Annotated in this window: 19 protein-coding genes and 1 riboswitch; of the genes, 2 read left to right on the top strand and 17 right to left on the bottom strand. The window is 70.4% G+C overall.

Annotated elements, in window-relative coordinates; all coding sequences use genetic code 11:
* Positions 1 to 14 precede the first annotated feature (14 nt).
* From ACJJVL_RS04870 to prmC, 13 genes are all read right to left on the bottom strand, one after another.
* The gene (locus tag ACJJVL_RS04870) at positions 15 to 734 is read right to left on the bottom strand and encodes a YaaA family protein (protein WP_405217194.1); all 720 of its coding nucleotides are present in this window, start codon (positions 732 to 734) and stop codon (positions 15 to 17) included.
* Positions 731 to 991 (bottom strand): F0F1 ATP synthase subunit epsilon, encoded by a 261-nt coding sequence (locus tag ACJJVL_RS04865; protein WP_405217193.1) that lies wholly within the window; start codon positions 989 to 991, stop codon positions 731 to 733. Before ACJJVL_RS04865 ends, ACJJVL_RS04870 begins: the two co-directional genes overlap by 4 nt.
* Positions 991 to 2,454, bottom strand: a complete 1,464-nt coding sequence (gene atpD, locus ACJJVL_RS04860) for a F0F1 ATP synthase subunit beta (protein ID WP_405217192.1) — start codon at positions 2,452 to 2,454, stop codon at positions 991 to 993. The genes ACJJVL_RS04865 and atpD overlap by 1 nt, the downstream gene beginning before the upstream one ends.
* Positions 2,455 to 2,472: 18 nt before the next feature.
* Complete coding sequence (locus tag ACJJVL_RS04855; RefSeq protein ID WP_405217191.1) at positions 2,473 to 3,357, bottom strand: F0F1 ATP synthase subunit gamma; 885 nt, start codon at positions 3,355 to 3,357, stop codon at positions 2,473 to 2,475.
* A gap of 20 nt (positions 3,358 to 3,377) precedes the next feature.
* Positions 3,378 to 5,012, bottom strand: coding sequence for a F0F1 ATP synthase subunit alpha (gene atpA, locus ACJJVL_RS04850; RefSeq protein ID WP_405217190.1), 1,635 nt, complete (start codon positions 5,010 to 5,012; stop codon positions 3,378 to 3,380).
* Between the two features lie 26 nt (positions 5,013 to 5,038).
* Positions 5,039 to 5,824: a F0F1 ATP synthase subunit delta gene (locus tag ACJJVL_RS04845; RefSeq protein WP_405217189.1), complete on the bottom strand. Its 786-nt coding sequence runs from the start codon at positions 5,822 to 5,824 to the stop codon at positions 5,039 to 5,041.
* Positions 5,824 to 6,369, bottom strand: coding sequence for a F0F1 ATP synthase subunit B (locus ACJJVL_RS04840; protein WP_405217188.1), 546 nt, complete (start codon positions 6,367 to 6,369; stop codon positions 5,824 to 5,826). Before ACJJVL_RS04840 ends, ACJJVL_RS04845 begins: the two co-directional genes overlap by 1 nt.
* A gap of 7 nt (positions 6,370 to 6,376) precedes the next feature.
* The gene (gene atpE / locus ACJJVL_RS04835; RefSeq protein WP_092667153.1) at positions 6,377 to 6,613 is read right to left on the bottom strand and encodes an ATP synthase F0 subunit C; all 237 of its coding nucleotides are present in this window, start codon (positions 6,611 to 6,613) and stop codon (positions 6,377 to 6,379) included.
* A 40-nt stretch (positions 6,614 to 6,653) separates the two neighbouring features.
* Positions 6,654 to 7,481: a F0F1 ATP synthase subunit A gene (gene atpB, locus ACJJVL_RS04830; RefSeq protein WP_405217195.1), complete on the bottom strand. Its 828-nt coding sequence runs from the start codon at positions 7,479 to 7,481 to the stop codon at positions 6,654 to 6,656.
* 164 nt (positions 7,482 to 7,645) lie between these two features.
* Positions 7,646 to 8,107, bottom strand: a complete 462-nt coding sequence (locus tag ACJJVL_RS04825) for a hypothetical protein (protein WP_405217187.1) — start codon at positions 8,105 to 8,107, stop codon at positions 7,646 to 7,648.
* The gene (locus tag ACJJVL_RS04820; protein WP_405217186.1) at positions 8,104 to 9,309 is read right to left on the bottom strand and encodes an MraY family glycosyltransferase; all 1,206 of its coding nucleotides are present in this window, start codon (positions 9,307 to 9,309) and stop codon (positions 8,104 to 8,106) included. Before ACJJVL_RS04820 ends, ACJJVL_RS04825 begins: the two co-directional genes overlap by 4 nt.
* A gap of 4 nt (positions 9,310 to 9,313) precedes the next feature.
* The gene (locus tag ACJJVL_RS04815) at positions 9,314 to 9,982 is read right to left on the bottom strand and encodes an L-threonylcarbamoyladenylate synthase (protein ID WP_405217185.1); all 669 of its coding nucleotides are present in this window, start codon (positions 9,980 to 9,982) and stop codon (positions 9,314 to 9,316) included.
* Positions 9,983 to 10,006: 24 nt separating this feature from the next.
* Positions 10,007 to 10,873 carry a peptide chain release factor N(5)-glutamine methyltransferase gene (gene prmC, locus ACJJVL_RS04810; RefSeq protein WP_405217184.1) on the bottom strand — a complete coding sequence of 289 codons (867 nt, stop codon included), beginning with the start codon at positions 10,871 to 10,873 and terminating at the stop codon, positions 10,007 to 10,009.
* A 184-nt stretch (positions 10,874 to 11,057) separates the two neighbouring features.
* Here prmC and cysK point away from each other — a divergent pair, with 184 nt between their 5' ends.
* Both cysK and epsC read left to right on the top strand, forming a co-directional pair.
* Complete coding sequence (gene cysK / locus ACJJVL_RS04805) at positions 11,058 to 11,987, top strand: cysteine synthase A (RefSeq protein WP_405217183.1); 930 nt, start codon at positions 11,058 to 11,060, stop codon at positions 11,985 to 11,987.
* Positions 11,988 to 11,996: 9 nt separating this feature from the next.
* Positions 11,997 to 12,551: a serine O-acetyltransferase EpsC gene (epsC, locus tag ACJJVL_RS04800; protein ID WP_405217182.1), complete on the top strand. Its 555-nt coding sequence runs from the start codon at positions 11,997 to 11,999 to the stop codon at positions 12,549 to 12,551.
* A 396-nt stretch (positions 12,552 to 12,947) separates the two neighbouring features.
* On the opposite strand, the gene ACJJVL_RS04795 is transcribed toward epsC, so the two are convergent.
* The 4 genes from ACJJVL_RS04795 to ACJJVL_RS04780 form a co-directional block, all read right to left on the bottom strand.
* Positions 12,948 to 13,361: a DMT family transporter gene (locus ACJJVL_RS04795; protein WP_405217181.1), complete on the bottom strand. Its 414-nt coding sequence runs from the start codon at positions 13,359 to 13,361 to the stop codon at positions 12,948 to 12,950.
* Positions 13,362 to 13,386: 25 nt separating this feature from the next.
* Complete coding sequence (locus ACJJVL_RS04790; protein ID WP_405217180.1) at positions 13,387 to 13,701, bottom strand: DMT family transporter; 315 nt, start codon at positions 13,699 to 13,701, stop codon at positions 13,387 to 13,389.
* Positions 13,702 to 13,729: 28 nt separating this feature from the next.
* A riboswitch (guanidine-III (ykkC-III) riboswitch) is annotated at positions 13,730 to 13,794 on the bottom strand.
* A 43-nt stretch (positions 13,795 to 13,837) separates the two neighbouring features.
* On the bottom strand, positions 13,838 to 15,142 hold the full coding sequence (locus ACJJVL_RS04785) for a nucleotide disphospho-sugar-binding domain-containing protein (protein ID WP_405217179.1): 1,305 nt from the start codon (positions 15,140 to 15,142) through the stop codon (positions 13,838 to 13,840).
* Entirely contained in the window at positions 15,139 to 17,361 is a 2,223-nt protein-coding gene (locus ACJJVL_RS04780; RefSeq protein WP_405217178.1) for a glycosyltransferase, read from the bottom strand. Before ACJJVL_RS04780 ends, ACJJVL_RS04785 begins: the two co-directional genes overlap by 4 nt.
* Positions 17,362 to 17,447: the final 86 nt, after the last annotated feature.

The raw sequence follows: 17,447 nt of genomic DNA, 5'->3' as shown, positions 1-17,447 counted from the left end.
GGGGGCTCCTCCTTCTACGGGGCGGGGGCGAAGCGGGGGTCCTGGACGACCAGGCGCACGCCGCTGTCGGTGCGGAACAGGGGCACGTCGGTCGACTCCGCCCACCGCACCAGGGCATCCGCCGAGTCGGCCCGGGCGCCGGAGACCGCAAGCGCGCGCACCAGCGCACCCTTGCCGGCCTTGTTCCAGTGGTTCAGCGCGGCACCGTCGGGCGAGACGACCTCGACCGTCACGGCGCCCGGCACCGGTGCGAGCTGCGCGTAGGCCTTCGAGCGCAGGTCGACCACGAAGCCCTCGATCGACGAGCCCGCATCCGACCACAGGTCGCGCATCCGCTCCCCCGGCAGCTTCGATGTCGCCGACACCTTGTAGGACGGAATCCCATCGCACGCCCGCACGAACCCGAGCAGCGCGGACTGGATCACGACGTGACCCTCGACCCATGCGCGCGCGTCGGCATCGAGCGATGCGGCATCGAGCGCGTTGAAGAGCACCCCCGTGTAGCGATCGACGGCGGGCATCGTCGGCGACGTGCGCACCGAGGCGTTGTCGGCCGCGGCGCGCGCCTTCGCCGGCGTCGACGTGTCCTGCCCCCGAGCGACCAGGCGGTCGAGCGCTGCCAGCGCCCGCGAACGGACGACGGCCAGCCCGGGGAATCCCAGACTGGCCGTCGTGAGGCTGGCGCCCATCCCGCCTGCCGCCTTCGTCTCGCTGGGCGGCAGCAGGACGATCACGCGAGCTTGGCGTTCCGCGCGACGATCTCGACGCGGTCGTGGTCGACCGAGAGGAAGCCATCGGCCGCCTCCACGGTGTGCACCGTGCCGGAGGCCTCGGTGACGCGCACCTGACCCTCGTCGGCCAGCACCGCGAGCACGGGCTCGTGGCCCTTCAGGATGCCGATCTCGCCCTCGGTGGTCTTGGCGATGACCTGCGTGGCCTCGCCCGTCCAGACCTCGTCCTCGGCGGAGACGATGCTGACGGTGAGTGCCATCAGCCGTTGTCCTTCTGGATCTGCGCCCACTTCTCCTCGACGTCCGAGATGCCGCCGACGTTGAAGAACGCCTGCTCTGCGACGTGGTCGAAGTCGCCCTTGGCGATCGCGTCGAACGACTCGATCGTCTCCTTGAGCGGCACCGTGGAGCCCTCGACACCGGTGAACTTCTTCGCCATGTAGGTGTTCTGCGAGAGGAACTGCTGGATCCGGCGCGCACGGTTCACGACGATCTTGTCCTCCTCGGACAGCTCGTCGACACCGAGGATGGCGATGATCTCCTGCAGCTCCTTGTTCTTCTGGAGGATCTGCTTGACCGTCGTCGCGACGCGGTAGTGGTCGTCGCCCAGGTAGCGCGGGTCGAGGATGCGGCTGGTCGACGTGAGCGGGTCGACGGCCGGGTAGAGACCCTTCGACGCGATCTCACGCGAGAGCTCGGTCGTGGCGTCGAGGTGCGCGAACGTCGTGGCCGGGGCCGGGTCGGTGTAGTCATCAGCGGGCACGTAGATGGCCTGCAGCGACGTGATGGAGTGGCCGCGGGTCGACGTGATGCGCTCCTGGAGCACACCCATCTCGTCAGCGAGGTTCGGCTGGTAGCCGACGGCGCTGGGCATGCGGCCGAGCAGCGTCGAGACCTCGGAGCCCGCCTGCGTGAAGCGGAAGATGTTGTCGATGAACAGCAGCACGTCCTGCTGCTGCACGTCGCGGAAGTACTCCGCCATCGTCAGCGCGCTCAGCGCAACGCGCAGACGCGTGCCCGGGGGCTCATCCATCTGGCCGAAGACGAGGGCGGTCTTGTCGAACACGCCCGCCTCCTCCATCTCGTGGATGAGGTCGTTGCCCTCACGCGTGCGCTCGCCGACACCGGCGAACACCGAGACACCACCGTGGTCGGACGCGACGCGCTGGATCATCTCCTGGATGAGCACGGTCTTGCCGACACCGGCACCGCCGAACAGGCCGATCTTGCCGCCCAGCACGTACGGGGTGAGGAGGTCGATGACCTTGATGCCGGTCTCGAACAGCTGCGTCTTCGACTCGAGCTGGTCGAACGACGGCGCCTGGCGGTGGATGCCCCAGCGCTCCGAGACCTCGAGGGTCTCGCCCTCAGCGAGGTTCAGCGCCTCGCCGATGACGTTGAAGACCTTGCCCTTGGTGACGTCGCCGACGGGCACCGTGATCGACTCGCCGGTGTCGCGCACCTCCTGGCCGCGGACGAGGCCGTCCGTCGGCTTCAGCGCGATGGCGCGGACGAGGTCGTCGCCGAGGTGCTGCGCGACCTCGAGCGTGATCTCCTGCGTGGGCGTGCCGTCGCCGAAGTCGACGGTCGTCTTCAGCGCGTTGTAGATGCCGGGGATCGCGTCGTGCGGGAACTCGATGTCGACGACGGGCCCGGTCACGCGAGCGACGCGACCGACGCCGGCCTGCGTCTGCGAGGCAGCGGGGGTGTCAGTGATGGTCATGGTGATTGCCTTTCGTGGCTACTTCGCCGAGGCGAGGGCGTCCGCGCCGCCCACGATCTCGGAGATCTGCGTCGTGATCTCGGCCTGGCGCGCGTTGTTGCGCAGGCGGGTGTAGTCGGTGATGAGCTTGTCTGCGTTGTCGGAGGCCGACTTCATCGCCTTCTGCGTTGCGGCCTGCTTGGCGGCGGCCGACTGCAGCAGCGCGTTGAAGATGCGGCTCTCGACGTAGACCGGCAGCAGTGCGTCGAGCACGCGAGCGGGCTCGGGCTCGAACTCGTACAGCGGGAGGTGCTCTGCGGTGCCTGCATCCTCCGCCTCCACGACCTCGAGGGGCAGCAGGCGGACCGACGTCGGGTCCTGCGTCATCATGCTGACGAAGCGGTTGTAGACGACATGGATCTCGTCGACCTGCTCCGAGACGTATGCCTCGAGCACCGCCTCCGCGATCTCCTGCGCGACCTCGGGGGTGGGGACATCCGAGATGCCCGTCCACTCCCTGATGTAGGGGCGCTGGCGGAACTTGAAGTAGCCGACGGCCTTATTGCCGATCAGGTAGTGATCGACCTCCTTGCCCTCAGCCTCGAGCTTCGCCCGCAGCTCGCCCACCTCGCGGATGATCTGCGAGTTGAACGCTCCTGCCAGGCCGCGATCGCTCGTCAGGACGACGATCGCGGCGCGCTTGAGCTCATCGCGCTCGACGGTCAGCGGGTGCGCCTCGTTGGAGTACGTCGCGACCGCGCTCACGGCGCGCGTGAGCGCTCGGGCGTACGGGTTCGACGCCTTCACGCGCACGAGCGCCTTCTGGATGCGCGATGCAGCGATGAGCTCCATCGCCTTCGTGATCTTCTTGGTCGATTGCGCAGACTTGATCTTCTGCGTGTAGACCCGGAGCTGGGCTCCCATGACGCCTCCTTAAGCGTAGGTCAGCGACGACCCTTGACGATCTGCTCCTGGTTGACGTCCTCGACCATCGGGTTGCTGGACTCGGTGCCGGGGTCGGTGATGCTCGGCGCATCCTTGCCCTGCCAGTTCCTGGCGAACTCGTCGACCTCGGACTCGAGCTGAGCCTTGGTCTCGTCGTCCAGCTTCGCGGCGTCGCGGATCGTGGCGAGCAGCGTGCTGTTGTTGCGCAGGTGCTCGAGCAGCTCGGACTCGAACTGCAGCACCTGGCTCACCTCGACGTCGTCGAACTTGCCGTTGGTGCCGGCCCAGATCGAGACGACCTGCTCCTCGACCGGGTACGGCGAGTACTGCGGCTGCTTCAGCAGCTCGGTGAGGCGAGCGCCACGGGCGAGCTGACGGCGCGACGTGGCGTCGAGGTCGGATGCGAACATCGCGAAGGCCTCGAGCGAGCGGTACTGCGCGAGCTCGAGCTTCAGCGTTCCGGAGACCGACTTGATCGACTTCACCTGCGCGTCGCCACCGACTCGCGAGACCGAGATGCCCACGTCGACCGCGGGACGCTGGTTGGCGTTGAAGAGGTCGGACTGCAGGAAGATCTGGCCGTCGGTGATCGAGATCACGTTGGTCGGGATGTACGCCGAGACGTCGTTGGCCTTCGTCTCGATGATCGGCAGACCCGTCATCGAGCCAGCGCCCAGCTCATCAGAGAGCTTCGCGCAGCGCTCGAGCAGACGCGAGTGCAGGTAGAAGACGTCACCCGGGTATGCTTCGCGGCCCGGCGGGCGGCGCAGCAGCAGCGAGACGGCGCGGTAGGCCTCCGCCTGCTTCGACAGGTCGTCGAAGATGATCAGGACGTGCTTGCCCTCGTACATCCAGTGCTGGCCGATGGCCGAGCCCGTGTAGGGAGCGAGGTACTTGAAGCCCGCAGGGTCGGATGCGGGCGAGGCGACGATGGTGGTGTACTCCATCGCACCGGCGTCCTCGAGCGCGCCCTTCACCGAGGCGATGGTCGAGCCCTTCTGGCCGACGGCGACGTAGATGCAGCGCACCTGCTTGTTGACGTCGCCCGACTCCCAGTTGGCCTTCTGGTTGATGATCGTGTCGATCGCCAGCGCCGTCTTGCCGGTCTGGCGGTCGCCGATGATCAGCTGGCGCTGACCGCGGCCGACGGGGATCATGGCGTCGATCGCCTTGATGCCGGTCTGCAGCGGCTCGTGCACCGACTTGCGCTGCATGACGCCGGGCGCCTGCAGCTCGAGGGCGCGGCGGCCGCTCGAAGCGACGTCGCCCAGGCCGTCGATCGGCATGCCGAGCGGGTCGACGACGCGGCCGAGGTAGCCCTCGCCGACGGGGACGGAGAGGACCTCGCCGGTGCGGGTCACCTCCATGCCTGCCACGATGCCGTCGAACTCACCGAGCACGACGACGCCGATCTCGGTCTCGTCGAGGTTCTGCGCGAGACCGAGCGTGCCGTCCGCGAAGCGGACGAGCTCGTTCGCCATGACGCCGGGCAGGCCCTCGACGTGCGCGATGCCGTCCGCGGCGTCGATGACGTGACCGACCTCGGCCGTCGTCGAGGTGGATGCCTCGTAGGACGAGACGAAGTCGGCGAGGGCGCCCTTGATCTCGTCGGGGCTGATGGTGAGCTCTGACATGTGTCTTCCTCTTCGGGACTTTCGACCTAGCCGAGCTGCAGGCGGAGGTCGGTGAACTTGGAACGGACGGTGCCGTCGATGATGTCGTCGCCGATCGAGACGCGGAGCCCGCCAAGGACTGCCGGGTCGACGATCTGCTGCAGCTGCAGCGAGCGGCCGTACTGCTGCTCGAGGCCGGCACGGAGCCGGTCGAGCTGCCCGGCAGGGATCTCACGGGCCGTGGTCACGGTCGCGAGCGAGCGGCCCGCGGCCGAAGCCACCTCCGAGGCAGCACCGCGGAGCAGTGCGCCGATGCGACGGCCGCGCGGTGTGCGCACGAGGTGCTCGAGGATCACCGCGGCGGTCTCGCTCGACCTGCCTGCGAGCAGGCGCTCCACGAGCTGTGCCTTGTCGTCGGCCGAGCCGCGCAGGCCGCCGAGGGCCAGCTCCAGCTCGGGGTCGGACGCGACGATCCGCTGGAAGGAAGCGATCTCGCCCGCGACATCCGCGCTCCCCGCAGCCTGGACGGCGACGCGGATGCCCGCGCTGTCGATCGCGGTGAGGATGTCGTCAGCATCCGACCAGCGCTGGCGCGCCAGGTGCGCGACGATCGAGACCGTCGTGGACCCGAGCTGCCCGAGCACGCGCTCGGCGAGTGCCGCACGCGCATCCGGGGTCGAGACCGAGTCGGCGAGGGCCGAGAGCACCTGCGGGCTGCGCTCGATGGCGCGCGAGGCTCGGAAGAGCTCCCGTGCGTCCTCGAGCCCCGCATGGGGCTGCGCCCGAAGCGCCTCGTCGATGCCGGCTCGTGCCTGGCTGGTCGCGCTGCCCACTAGTGCTTCGCTCCCTCGCGCTCGAGGTCAGCGAGGAATCGGTCGACGATGCTCGCCGAGCGCGCGTCATCCATCGACTCGCCGACGACCTTCTCGCTGAGGTCAAGGGCGAGCGTGCCCACCTCGGACTTCAGCGAGGAGAACGCCGCCTGGCGCTCCTGCTCGATGCGCTGCTGCGCCTGCGCGGTGATCCGCTCGGCATCCTCGATGGCGCGAGCCCGGAGGTCGGCCTCGATCTTCGAGGCGTCGGCGCGAGCCTTGTCCTTGATGTGCGCTGCCTCGGCGCGAGCCTCCGCGAGCTGGGTGTTGTACGACTCCAGCGCTGCAGCGGCTTCCGCCTGCGCCTCCTCGGCCTTCTTGATGCCGCCCTCGATCGCTGCGGCGCGCTCGTCGAGCAGCGCCTGCATGCGAGGCAGGACGACCTTCCAGAAGATCGCGAGCAGGACGACGAAGACGACTGTCGACCAGAGAATGTCGTAGAAGGCGGGCAGCAGGGGGTTCGGTGCTTCCCCCTCCTCCGCCATCCTGAGTGCAGTTGTCAGCATCGGGTCCTCAGACCATGAAGAAGAACGTGGCGATGCCGATGAAGGCCAGCGCCTCGGTGAACGCGATGCCGATGAACATCAGGACCGTCAGGCGGCCCTGGAGCTCGGGCTGGCGCGCGACACCCTCGATCGTCTTGCCGACGACGATGCCGACGCCGATGGCCGGGCCGATCGCGGCGAGGCCGTAGCCGACCGTGCCGATGTTGCCGTTGATCTCGGCGAGAATGGTCGTGGCGTTGTCCACGGTGTTTCCTTCCGTTGTGTTCCGGGAGTCCGGGGGTTGGTCAGTGCTCTTCAGCCAGCGCGAGCTGGATGTAGACAGCGGTGAGAATGGCGAAGACGTAGGCCTGCAGCACGGCGACGAGCAGCTCGAAGGCTGTGAAGACGAAGCCGAACGCGAGGGTGCCGATGCCCAGCAGCGGGAACAGGCCCCCGGCGCTGAAGAGGAAGAACTGCGTCGCTGCGAAGAACAGCACCAGCAGCAGGTGGCCGACGAACAGGTTCATCATCAGTCGGAGCGTCAGCGTGACCGGTCGCAGGATGAAGGTGGAGACGACCTCGATGGGCGTGACGATGATGTAGAGCGGCCACGGCACGCCGGTGGGGAAGAGCGAGTTCTTGAAGAACGCGCCCGGGTGCTTCTTCACGCCTGCGTAGATGAACGCGATGTACGAGACGATCGCCAGCACGAGCGGCACACCGATCACCGACGTGCCTGCGATGTTGAGACCCGGGATCACGCCCGTGAGGTTCATCGCCAGCACCATGAAGAAGATGGTGGTGATGATCGGCAGGAACCGCTTGCCGTCCTTCTCGCCCAGCAGGTCGTAGGCGATGCCGTCGCGCACGAAGCCGAGGCCCATCTCGATGAGGCTCTGCCCGCGGGTCGGGATCAGGCGCAGCTTGCGGGTGCCGAGCACGAAGATGAGGATCACGGCCGCCGCGGCGATGAAGCGCACCAGCATGATGCGGTTGATGCCGAAGATGGGCGACTCGCCGTCGAACCAGGGGATGGTCGGATCCGCGAACAGGAAGACCTGCGGGAAGAAGTCGGCAATGCTCGGCGGGTGGAACGGCTCGGGCTCGGTTCCAGCAGAGGCCAGCAGCGTCATCAAGGCGTTCAGCGTTTCTTCCTCAACCTCATGGCGCCTGGCGCCGGTTCGACGTCGTTGCGCCCCCTCGGGCAACCAGGCTCACGAAGGAGCGGCGCAGTGGGGGGGAGCACTCAGAACACTATCAGAGCGGTGCGGCCCGGTCGGCCACGCCGCTCGCCGAATCAGGCTCGCGCACCGGATGCGGGACGCCCCTGCGTCTCGTCGTCGGCGTCACTGTCGATCGTGGGCTGCCGGCTGGTCGCGATCACGATCACGTCGATGGCGAGCGATCCCAGCACCGCCGCCAGCAGCGACCCGAAGGCGACGCCGCGGTGCAGCCACTCCTGACCGCCCAGCACGAACACGAGCACGATGAACAGCACGAACTTCAGCAGCCAGCCGCCCAGCACGATCCCGAAGAAGGCACCGGAGACCATTTCGCCCTTCGAGACCTTGAGCGCCAGCAGGATGCTGCCGGCCGTGAGCATGCAGAAGATGATCGCCAGTGCCGTGCCGACCAGCGCGGACGCGACGCCCGCACCTCTCGCCAAGAACCATCCGACCAGGCCGCCGATCACGGCGACCGCCGCGGCGAGCACGCCGCCCCACAGCAGGATGCGCTGCATGATCTGGCTCGTGTTCACCGGGTGTCTCCCTGCCGCTCGGTCTGTGCGTCGACGTGGGCGTCGATCTCGGTCGACTCGATCTTCCCATGAGGCGCGCGCCGCTCACGCATCACGCGCAGGGCAGTGCGCCAGATGCGCCTGCTGACGGGCGCTGCCGTGAGCAGCGCGGAGAACACGAACCCGACGAGCATCACGCCGACGGCGACCCACCAGGGCCAGATGAGGAAGAGCAGGCAGCCGGCCGACACGACCGTCGTCCAGGTGTAGAAGATGAGCACGGCGCCGAGATGCGAGTGCCCCATGTCGAGCAGGCGGTGGTGCAGGTGCTTGCGGTCGGGCGCGAACGGGCTGTTGCCGTTGATGACGCGGCGCACGACGGCCAGCACGAAGTCGGTCATCGGCAGCACCAGGATCGCCAGCGGCAGCAGCACCGGGATGAATGCGGGCAGGATCTGGCTGCGGCCGCCCATGGTGCCGAGGTCGATCTGGCCGGTGACCGCGATCGCGCTGGCTGCCGTGAGCAGGCCCAGCATCAGCGCTCCCCCGTCGCCCATGAACATCCGCGCCGGGTGCCAGTTCGTCGGCAGGAATCCGAGGCAGACGCCCACGATGATCGCGGTGATGAGGCTCGCGAGCGAGAAGTAGGCGTTCTGCTGACCGAGGTTCTGGCTGATCATCCAGATGTAGCCGAAGAACGCGGTCGATCCGATGATCGTGGTGCCGGCAACCAGCCCGTCGAGGCCGTCGATGAAGTTCACGGCGTTCATGACAGCCACGATGATGAGCACGGTGAGCACGATCGCCATCGTCGACGAGGGCAGCGTGAGGCCCGCGATCGGCAGGCTGACGATCTGCACGCCCCAGAACGCGACGCCACCGGCGACCAGGATCTGCGCGCCGAGCTTCAGCATCCAGTCGAGGTCGAACAGGTCGTCGAGCACGCCGACGGCGCAGATGGCGACGGTGCCGCCCAGCAGTGCCCAGACGCGCGTGGGCTCGGCGAAGATGCCGGCGAACTCGGGGATGAGCGCGGCGATGCCGAACGTGGCGAGCACGCCGACGGCCATCGCGACGCCGCCCAGGCGGGGCGTGGGGCGCGAGTGCACGTCGCGCTGCCGCACGGGCGGGTGGATGGAGTGCTTCAGTGCGAAGCGGAGCACGATCTGCGAGGCGACGAACGTGATGACCGCCGCCGCGACCGTGATCAGCAGGAAGCTCACGGCGTCATCCGTCGACGAGCAGGTCGCCCAGCACGTCCGCGATCTGCTCGCGGGGCAGCACGCCCTGCCGGACGATGCGGAAGACGCCCGGGCTCGAGCAGTCGAGGATCGTCGAGCCGTTCTGCTCGCCCGGCTGCGCGCCGCTGCCCACGGGACCCGCGTCGAGCACGACGGAGACGGACTCGCCGAGCATCTCGACCGCCTGCGCCGCGAGCGTGGGCGCCGGCTGACCGTGCAGGTTCGCGCTCGAGACCGCGAGCGGCCCCGTCTCGCGCAGCAGCTCAATGGCGATCACGTGATCGGGCACCCGGAGCGCGACGGTGCCGCCGGTGTCACCCAGATCCCAGCTGAGCGACGACTGCGCGCGCAGGATGACCGTGAGCGGGCCCGGCCAGTGCGCATCCAGCAGCGGCTCGAGTTCTGCGGGAACCTGCTCGGCGAGCGCGCTCGCCATCGCGCGATCGGCGACGAGCACCGGTGGCGGGGAACCGCGGTCGCGACCCTTCGCGGCCAGCAGTCCGGCGACGGCCTCGTGCGAGAAGGCGTCGGCGGCGATGCCGTAGACGGTGTCGGTCGGGATCACGATGCTCCGGCCGGCCGCGACCGCCGTGCGGGCCGCGCGGACGCCTGCGAGCAGGGACGCGGGATCGGCGCAGTCGTGGATGGCGGGCACCAGCCAATGGTACCGCCGGTGCTGCTAGCGGATGGCGGCGGTGACGCGGTCGCGGCCGCTGAGATCCGCGTGCGTGCGCGAACCGCTGAAGCCGCTCGCGTCGAGCAGCTGCCGCACGCTCGCCCCCTGCTCCTCCGTGTGTTCGAGGGCGACCAGGCCGCCCGGCTCGACAAGCTCCGCCGCGAGCGCGACGAGCTCGCGGACGAGATCGAGGCCATCCGCGCCGGAGTAGAGGGCGGCGGCCGGATCGTGGCCGCGCACCTCGTGGTCCGCCGGCACGGCAGCGTGCGGCACGTAGGGCGGGTTCGACACCAGCGCCGCGAGCGAGCCCGGTTCGACTCCGACAGCCGCGAGCGCCGCGCGGTCGCGGGCGTCGCCGTGCAGCAGCACCGTCTGGGGTGCCAGCGCCTGAATGTTCTGGCGCGCCCAGGTGAACGCCGCCGGGCTCGCCTCGACCGCGATCACCCGGGCGTCGCTCTCCCGGGCGATGGAGATCGCCACGGCGCCGCTGCCGGTGCCGACGTCGAGCACTCGCTTGGTGCCGCTGCGCATCCGGCGCAGGTGGTCGAGCGCGACGTCGACCAGCAGCTCGGTCTCCGGCCGCGGCGTGAAGACGCCGGGGCCGACCGCCAGTTCGATGTGGCGGAAGGGTGCGAGGCCCGTGATGTGCTGCAGCGGCTCGCGCGCGAGCCGCCTCGCGACGGCCTGACGGAAGCGCGCCAGCGCATCCGGCTCGAAGACCCGCCCCATCGCCATGGCGATGCGCAGCTCGCCGAGGCTGCCGCCCAGGGCCCAGGCCGCGAGCAGCTCGGCGTCGGGGCCGTCGATCCCCGCGTGGCTCAGGCGCGCACGCGCGTCGCGGATGATCTCGCCCACAGCCGGTTGCGCCACGGCATCACGCTACCGCCGGCCGGACCGCGATCGCGCCGCCCGGTGCCGCCGGCGCCGGACCGCGATCGCGCCGCACTCCGCTCGCGGGCTGCGGCGCCGGGAATGCGTGCGGTCCGTCCAGCGCTGGACCAGGCAGGCACGCGTAGAGTAGAAGCACTGCTTCCACCCGATGAAAGGCAACGATATGGCTCGCATCTCTGATGACATCACCGGAACGATCGGCGGCACTCCCCTGGTGCGCCTGCAGCGCATGGGAGAGACCGACGCGACGGTGCTCGTCAAGCTTGAGTCCCACAACCCCGGCGCGTCCGTGAAGGACCGCATCGGCAAGGCCATCATCGAGGCCGCTGAGGCATCGGGCGAGCTGCAGCCGGGCGGCACGATCGTCGAGGGCACCAGCGGCAACACCGGCATCGCGCTCGCGATGGTGGGCGCGGCCCGCGGCTACACCGTGATCCTCGCCATGCCCGAGACCATGTCGGTCGAGCGCCGCGCGATCCTGAAGGCCTACGGTGCCCAGCTCGTGCTGACGCCCGGCGGCGACGGCATGCGCGGCGCTGTCGAGCGCGCGCAGCAGATCGTCGCCGAGACGCCTGGCGCCATCCTGGCGCGCCAGTTCGAGAACGAGGCGAACGTCAAGGTGCACCGCGAGACCACCGCCGAGGAGGTCTGGGCCGACACCGACGGCGAGGTCGACATCTTCATCGCCGGCATCGGCACCGGCGGCACCATCACGGGCGCGGGCGGTCGGCTGAAGGAGCTGCGCGACGACATCCGCGTCGTCGCCGTCGAGCCGGCCGACTCACCCCTGCTCACGAAGGGGCAGGCCGGCCCGCACAAGATCCAGGGCCTCGGCGCGAACTTCGTGCCCGACATCCTCAACCGGGACGCCTACGACGAGGTGGTCGACGTCGAGCTCGACGACGCGGTGCGGGTTGGGCGCGAACTGGCGGCCAAGGAGGGCATCTTCGCGGGGATCTCGTCGGGCGCGATCGTCTGGGCCGCGATGGAGATCGCGAAGCGCCCGGAGTCGGCCGGCAAGACGATCGTCGCGATCGTGTGCGACACCGGTGAGCGCTACCTGTCGCTGCCGATCTTCGCCGACCTGGCCTGACGGCTGCCCATGGGCTGGCTCAACATCCGCGAGGACATCGAGAACGCGAAGCGGCACGACCCGGCCGCGCGCGGCCCCGTGACGATCGCGCTCACCTACTCGACCCTGCACGCGGTGTGGGCGCACCGCATCCATCACCGCATGTGGCATGCGGGAGCCCGGTCGCTCGCGCGCGCCGGCAGCCAGTGGATGCGCTTCGTGACGGGCGTCGAGATCCACCCGGGCGCGCGCCTCGGGCGGCGCTTCTTCATCGACCACGGCATGGGTGTGGTGATCGGTGAGACCGCCGAGACCGGTGACGACGTGATGCTGTACCACGGCGTCACGCTGGGTGGCACGGCGAACGCGTCCGTGAAGCGGCATCCCACGCTCGGGCACCGGGTGCTCGTGGGCGCTGGCGCGAAGCTGCTGGGCCCGATCGCGCTCGGTGACGACGTCAAGGTCGGTGCGAACGCCGTCGTGTTGCGCGATGCACCGTCGGGGACGACGCTCGTCGGCATCCCCGCGAAGCCGGTCGGGCAGCTCGCGCCCGCCGAGCTGCCGCACATCGAGTACGTGATCTAGCGCGCCGCGCGGCGCGTGCGGCGAGCGTGTGAGTGTGCGGCGAGCGCCGGACAACCGGTACGGCAATGTCGCGCCAGACCTGGTCGCGCGACGATCCGGTACCGCTCCCCGCACCGCACGCACCTCCCGCGGCACCGGTACGAAGATGTCGCTCCGAGCCCGCCCGCGCGACGATTCGGTACCGCTCCCCGTGATGCACGCAGGCAGCTCCCGCATCGCACGCACCGCAGGCGCCTCAGGCACCTCCCGCGGCACCGGTACGACAATGTCGCGCCAAGCCGGCCCGAGAGACGATTCGGTACCGCTCCCCGCACCGCACGCAGGCACCTCCCGCGGCACCGGTACGAAGATGTCGCGCCAAGCCCGCCCGCGCGACGATTCGGTACCGCTCCGGTGTCAGGGGTGCGGCGCGGATGCGTTGGGCGCGGATGCGTTGGGCGCGGATGCGTCAGGCGCGGATGCATTGGGCGCGGATGCGTTCGGCGCGGCGGGCGCGGCGGCGTCCGGGCGCTCGGTCAGGGCAAGCCCTGCCACGGCGATGAGGATCCCGGCGACGAACGCGAGCAGCAGCGGGTTCGCCGGCTGCGCACCCGTGGCGAGCGCCCAGAGCACGGTGAGCGCGCCGCCGACGCCGGTCCAGACCGCGTAGCCGGTCGAGAGCGGGATCACCCTCACCGCGCGCTCGAGGCCGAGGAAGCTCAGCAGCGCGGCGACGGCGAAGACGATCGACGGCACGAGCCGCGTGAAGCCCTCGGACTGCCCGAGCGCGGTCGCCCAGGCAGCCTCGAGCACGGCGCTGACCAGGAGCACGCCCCATGCGGTTCCCCGGCGCATCTCAGCTCACCAGCTGCAGGCCGACGAGGCAGCCGACGAGGAGCACGAGCAGCAGCGAGCGCACGAGCGACATCCGCTCCTTGCCGCGTGCCAGCTGCAGCAGCACGGTCGCGACCGCGCCGACGCCGACCCACACCGCATAGGCGGTGCCGGTGGGGATCTCGAGCATCGCGATCGCGAGACCGCCCATCGAGGCGGCCATGGCGAGCGCGAAGAGCACCGTCGGCCGCCACTTCCTGAAGCCCTTCGACGACTGCATCGCGGCGGCCCAGACCGCCTCAAGCAGTCCGGAGACGACGAGGATCACCCAGCTCACGCCCTCGCGCCCATCATGACCAGTCCCTGCTGGCCGTCTTGTCGCGATGCGGGTACGGCTCCCTCGTCCGCGGATCCTGCGTCGGATCCAGGCGCAAGACTAGCAAGCGGCCGGTCCCCCGGCACCCGCGCGGTCCTCAGACGTGCTCGAGCATCGCGGCCCTCGCCCGCTCGGCACCGGATGTCGCCACGAGCGATTCGCCCAGCGCCTGCAGCCTGCTGCGAGCGGGATCGGCGAGCGCGAGCAGCCGCTGCGCTGCGAGCGCGATCTCGGCGGGCGACGCGCTGTTCGGGTCGAGCGCCTCGCCCAGTCCCGCCCGCTCCAGAGCCGCCGCGCCTGCGAACTGGTCGGTCGACATCGGCAGGAGCAGCAGCGGCACCGAAGCCGTGAGCGCCTCGGTCACGCTGTTGTTGCCGCCGTGCGAGATCGCGAGCGCCGACCGCTGGAGCAGCCTGACCTGCGGCAGCACCTCGCGCACGAGCCAGGAGTCTGGCACGCGACCCAGCGCCTCGCGCGGCGTCGAGCCGTTCGCGAGGGCGACGCGCACATCCAGCGGTCGCAGTGCCTCGGCGATCGCCGCGAGCACATCCCCGCGCACCGAGAGGAAGCTGCCCAGACTGACATAGACGATCGGCCGGTCGTCGCGCGCGAGCCAGGCCTCGACCTCGATATCGGCGGGCTCGCTGCGCACCGCCGAACCGAGGAAGGCATGCCGCGGCAGGAGGCTCGCGCGAGCATCCGCGTGCAGCTCACCAGGGTAGTTCAGCAGCAGCACGTCGCCGGTCTCGGCGAACGCGTCGTCGGTCGGCGCGGCACCGGGGTCGAGCGCCGCGAGGGCGGTGTTCCACTGCTCGGTGAAGCCATCCCGCACGGCCTCGCACACCCCGCGCAGTCGTGCGAGCTCGGTCTCGGTCGGTCGGATCGCGTCGGGGAACACGGGCGGCAGCCCGTAGACCTCGTCGCCGACGGTGAGCGCGCTCGGATGCCCGAGCACGACGTCGGCGTGCCGCCGACCTGCCGCACCGAGTGCGATCCGCGCGGCGAAGGCGAGGTGGTCGACCAGGATGTGGTCCGGGCGCACCCGATCGACCACGGCCAGCACATCCCGCGCAACGCCCAGCGGGTTCCACAGCAGGTCGCTGCGCCGTGCGTGAGCCTGGAACTCGAGCGTCGCGATGGCACCGCGCCGGGTGGCGTCGAAGAACCCCCGGAGCGCAACATCCTCGCCCTTGGGCTGGTCCTCCGCCCGGATCACCCCGGGGTTGGAGCCGCGCCCCAGCTGCAGGTGCTCGCGCTCGTAGCCGAAGTCGCGCACGATGTGATCGGTCGCCGGGCCGGTCGCCACCACCACCCGCTCACCCGCATCCCGCCACGCCGTGGCCAAGGTCGCCAGCGGGTAGAGGTGCGAGGCGTAGTCGGGGGTGATCACGAGCAGCGTCATGATGCGCCCTCGTCGGTCTCGGTCGCCCGGGTCCAGCCGGACGCCGACGACCGCGCGGCCGCCGCGTAGACGCGCTCCAGCGCCTGCGCCATGGTGCCGATGCCGAAGCGCTCGCGCAGCCGATCGCGCGCCGGCTCCGCATGTGCTGCCACTGCCGGATCCCGAGCGAGCCCGAGCGCACGAGCGATGGCGGCCGCGAGCGCGCTGCGCGAGGTCGTGTCGACGAGCAGGCCGGTGCTGCCGTGCTCGATGTAGGTGGCGGGCCCGCCGCCTGATGGCGCGACGGCGATGAGTCCCGCGGCCATCGCCTCGAGGATCGCGATGCCGAACTCCTCCTTCAGGCTGGCGCAGACATAGATGCCGTCGGGCGCGGCCAGACCTGGGCGACCCAGGCGCACGGCCGCGAGCCAGGTCGCGACGACCGCGTTGCGTCGGTGCCCCGCCAGCAGGAGTCCTCGGTTCGCGGCGGTCGCCGGTGGCACGACCTCGGCGATGCGCGCGAGCTGCGCGGCCTCGTCGATGCTCGGGTGCAGCAGATCGCCGCCGATGACCAGCAGGTTGCATCGCTGGGTCAGCTGGGCGTCTCCCTCCCAGGTCTCGACGAGCGTCGCCATGCCCTTCACGCGGTGCATGCGGCCGACGCTCACCACGAGCGGCAGGTGTCGACGCTCGCGCGGCAGCGTGCGCAGCAGCTCGTCGAGGTCGGCGAGGTGCGCGTGCACCGCATCCTGGGAAGCAGCACCGGCGACGAGGTGGCGGGCCGCGTCGATGGCGTCGAGGGCCACACCCTCCGCGACGACGGTCGCCGACACCGCAGGGTCGCCGATGTCGACGCCCAGCAGGGCGGCGATGGTGCGCTCGATGTCGGGACGGGGAAGCAGCACGAGGTGGTCGGACGCCGCGGCGATCTCGCGCACCAGCCGATCGCGCAGCACGAGATGCTCGACGAGGTCGGCCGCACCGAAGCTCGCGCGGCTGAGTGTGCCCTCCGTCTCGCGAGCTGCCACGAGCCCTTGCGGATCCGGCGCGAGCGTGAAGACGACGGGGATGCCGAGGTCTCGCGCCGTCTCAGCCGCGGCCATCGAACCCACGTCGGCCATCCGCAGGTGGATGGCGTCGACGGGCGCGGCGGCGCGCAGGATCCGTCGAACGCCCCGACGCGCGGCGACCCGCAGCGGCCAGGACTGCGCCTGAGCGGGAGGCGGGCCCCAGATCGGCACCGAGGCGTAGTGGAGGCCGGGTGCCGCGATGCTGTCGATGCCGACCAGGGCATCGGCGGAACGGCCCCGCGAGATGGTCACGACCCGTTCGATGCCGGGTGTGGCGGCGAGCGCGTCGCCGAGCTGCACGAGCAGGGTGGCGATGCCGCCGTTGTCCCCACGACCGGCGTGCGTGAGGTCTGCATCGATGTCGGCGTGGAGGAACAGCTGCGCAATCGTCAGCCCGTGCGTCTCGCGCGCCGCTGCCCTGACGGGGGTGAGGTCGTGCAGGGCGGCGCGCGCGACCTCGGCGAGCTCGTCGGTGCCGGCGGCGATCTCGTCGAGGACCGCGCGAGCTGCGCTGCCGCTCGCCTCCCCCCGATCGCCGAGCGCGGCGACGGCGGCCGCCCGCACCGCCGGCCCCTCCTCGCGATCAGCGGCGCGTTCGATGAGGTCGGTCGTGACCGCGGCGCCCGGCACGAGACCGAGCGTCTCCACGAGCTGCGCCCGCGCGTCCCGGAGCGTCTCGTCGCCGACGGCAGCGACGAGCGCCGCAGCGACCGGGGTCGCGTCGTGTTGTGCCCAGCGCTCGAGCGTGCGCTGGGCCGTGAACGCATCGAAGCCACCCGACGCGACCATCATCACGAGGGCGTCGACGGCATCCGGGCTCGCGGGCCCGATCGCCAGCGCCCAGGCGGCATGCTCGCGCAGATGCGCTGGCCCGGAGCGCAGGATCTCGAGCAGCGCCGCGTGACCCGCGGATGCCGGCAGGGCGCCGAGCGCAAGCACCGCACCCGTGCCGGTGACCTGATCGGAGGCATCGGCCGCGGCCTCCATCAGCGGAGCGAGGTCCGACGGCGAAGCCGTCTGCGCGGCGTCGACGAGATCGTCGATGAGGCGCAGCGCTGGCACGATTCCGGGCGCCCGGCGCATCGCGTCCAGGCAGCGGATGACCGTGCTCGGGGCCGTCGTGGCAGCGGTCGTGGGCGCGTGCGAGGCACTGCCGTCGGCTTGCTCCATTCGCTCACGGTAGGTCGCTGCGGCGAAGTTGTCGAATCTATCAACCGGCTGTCAATTGCCGGAGCAGACGGCAGCGCGTGCTCGTC

The sequence above is a fragment of the Agrococcus sp. Ld7 genome, from assembly GCF_045064095.1.
Classification (GTDB): domain Bacteria; phylum Actinomycetota; class Actinomycetes; order Actinomycetales; family Microbacteriaceae; genus Agrococcus.
The sequence above is the reverse complement of the archived record's forward strand: the minus strand, read 5'-3'. Positions and strand labels throughout refer to the sequence as shown.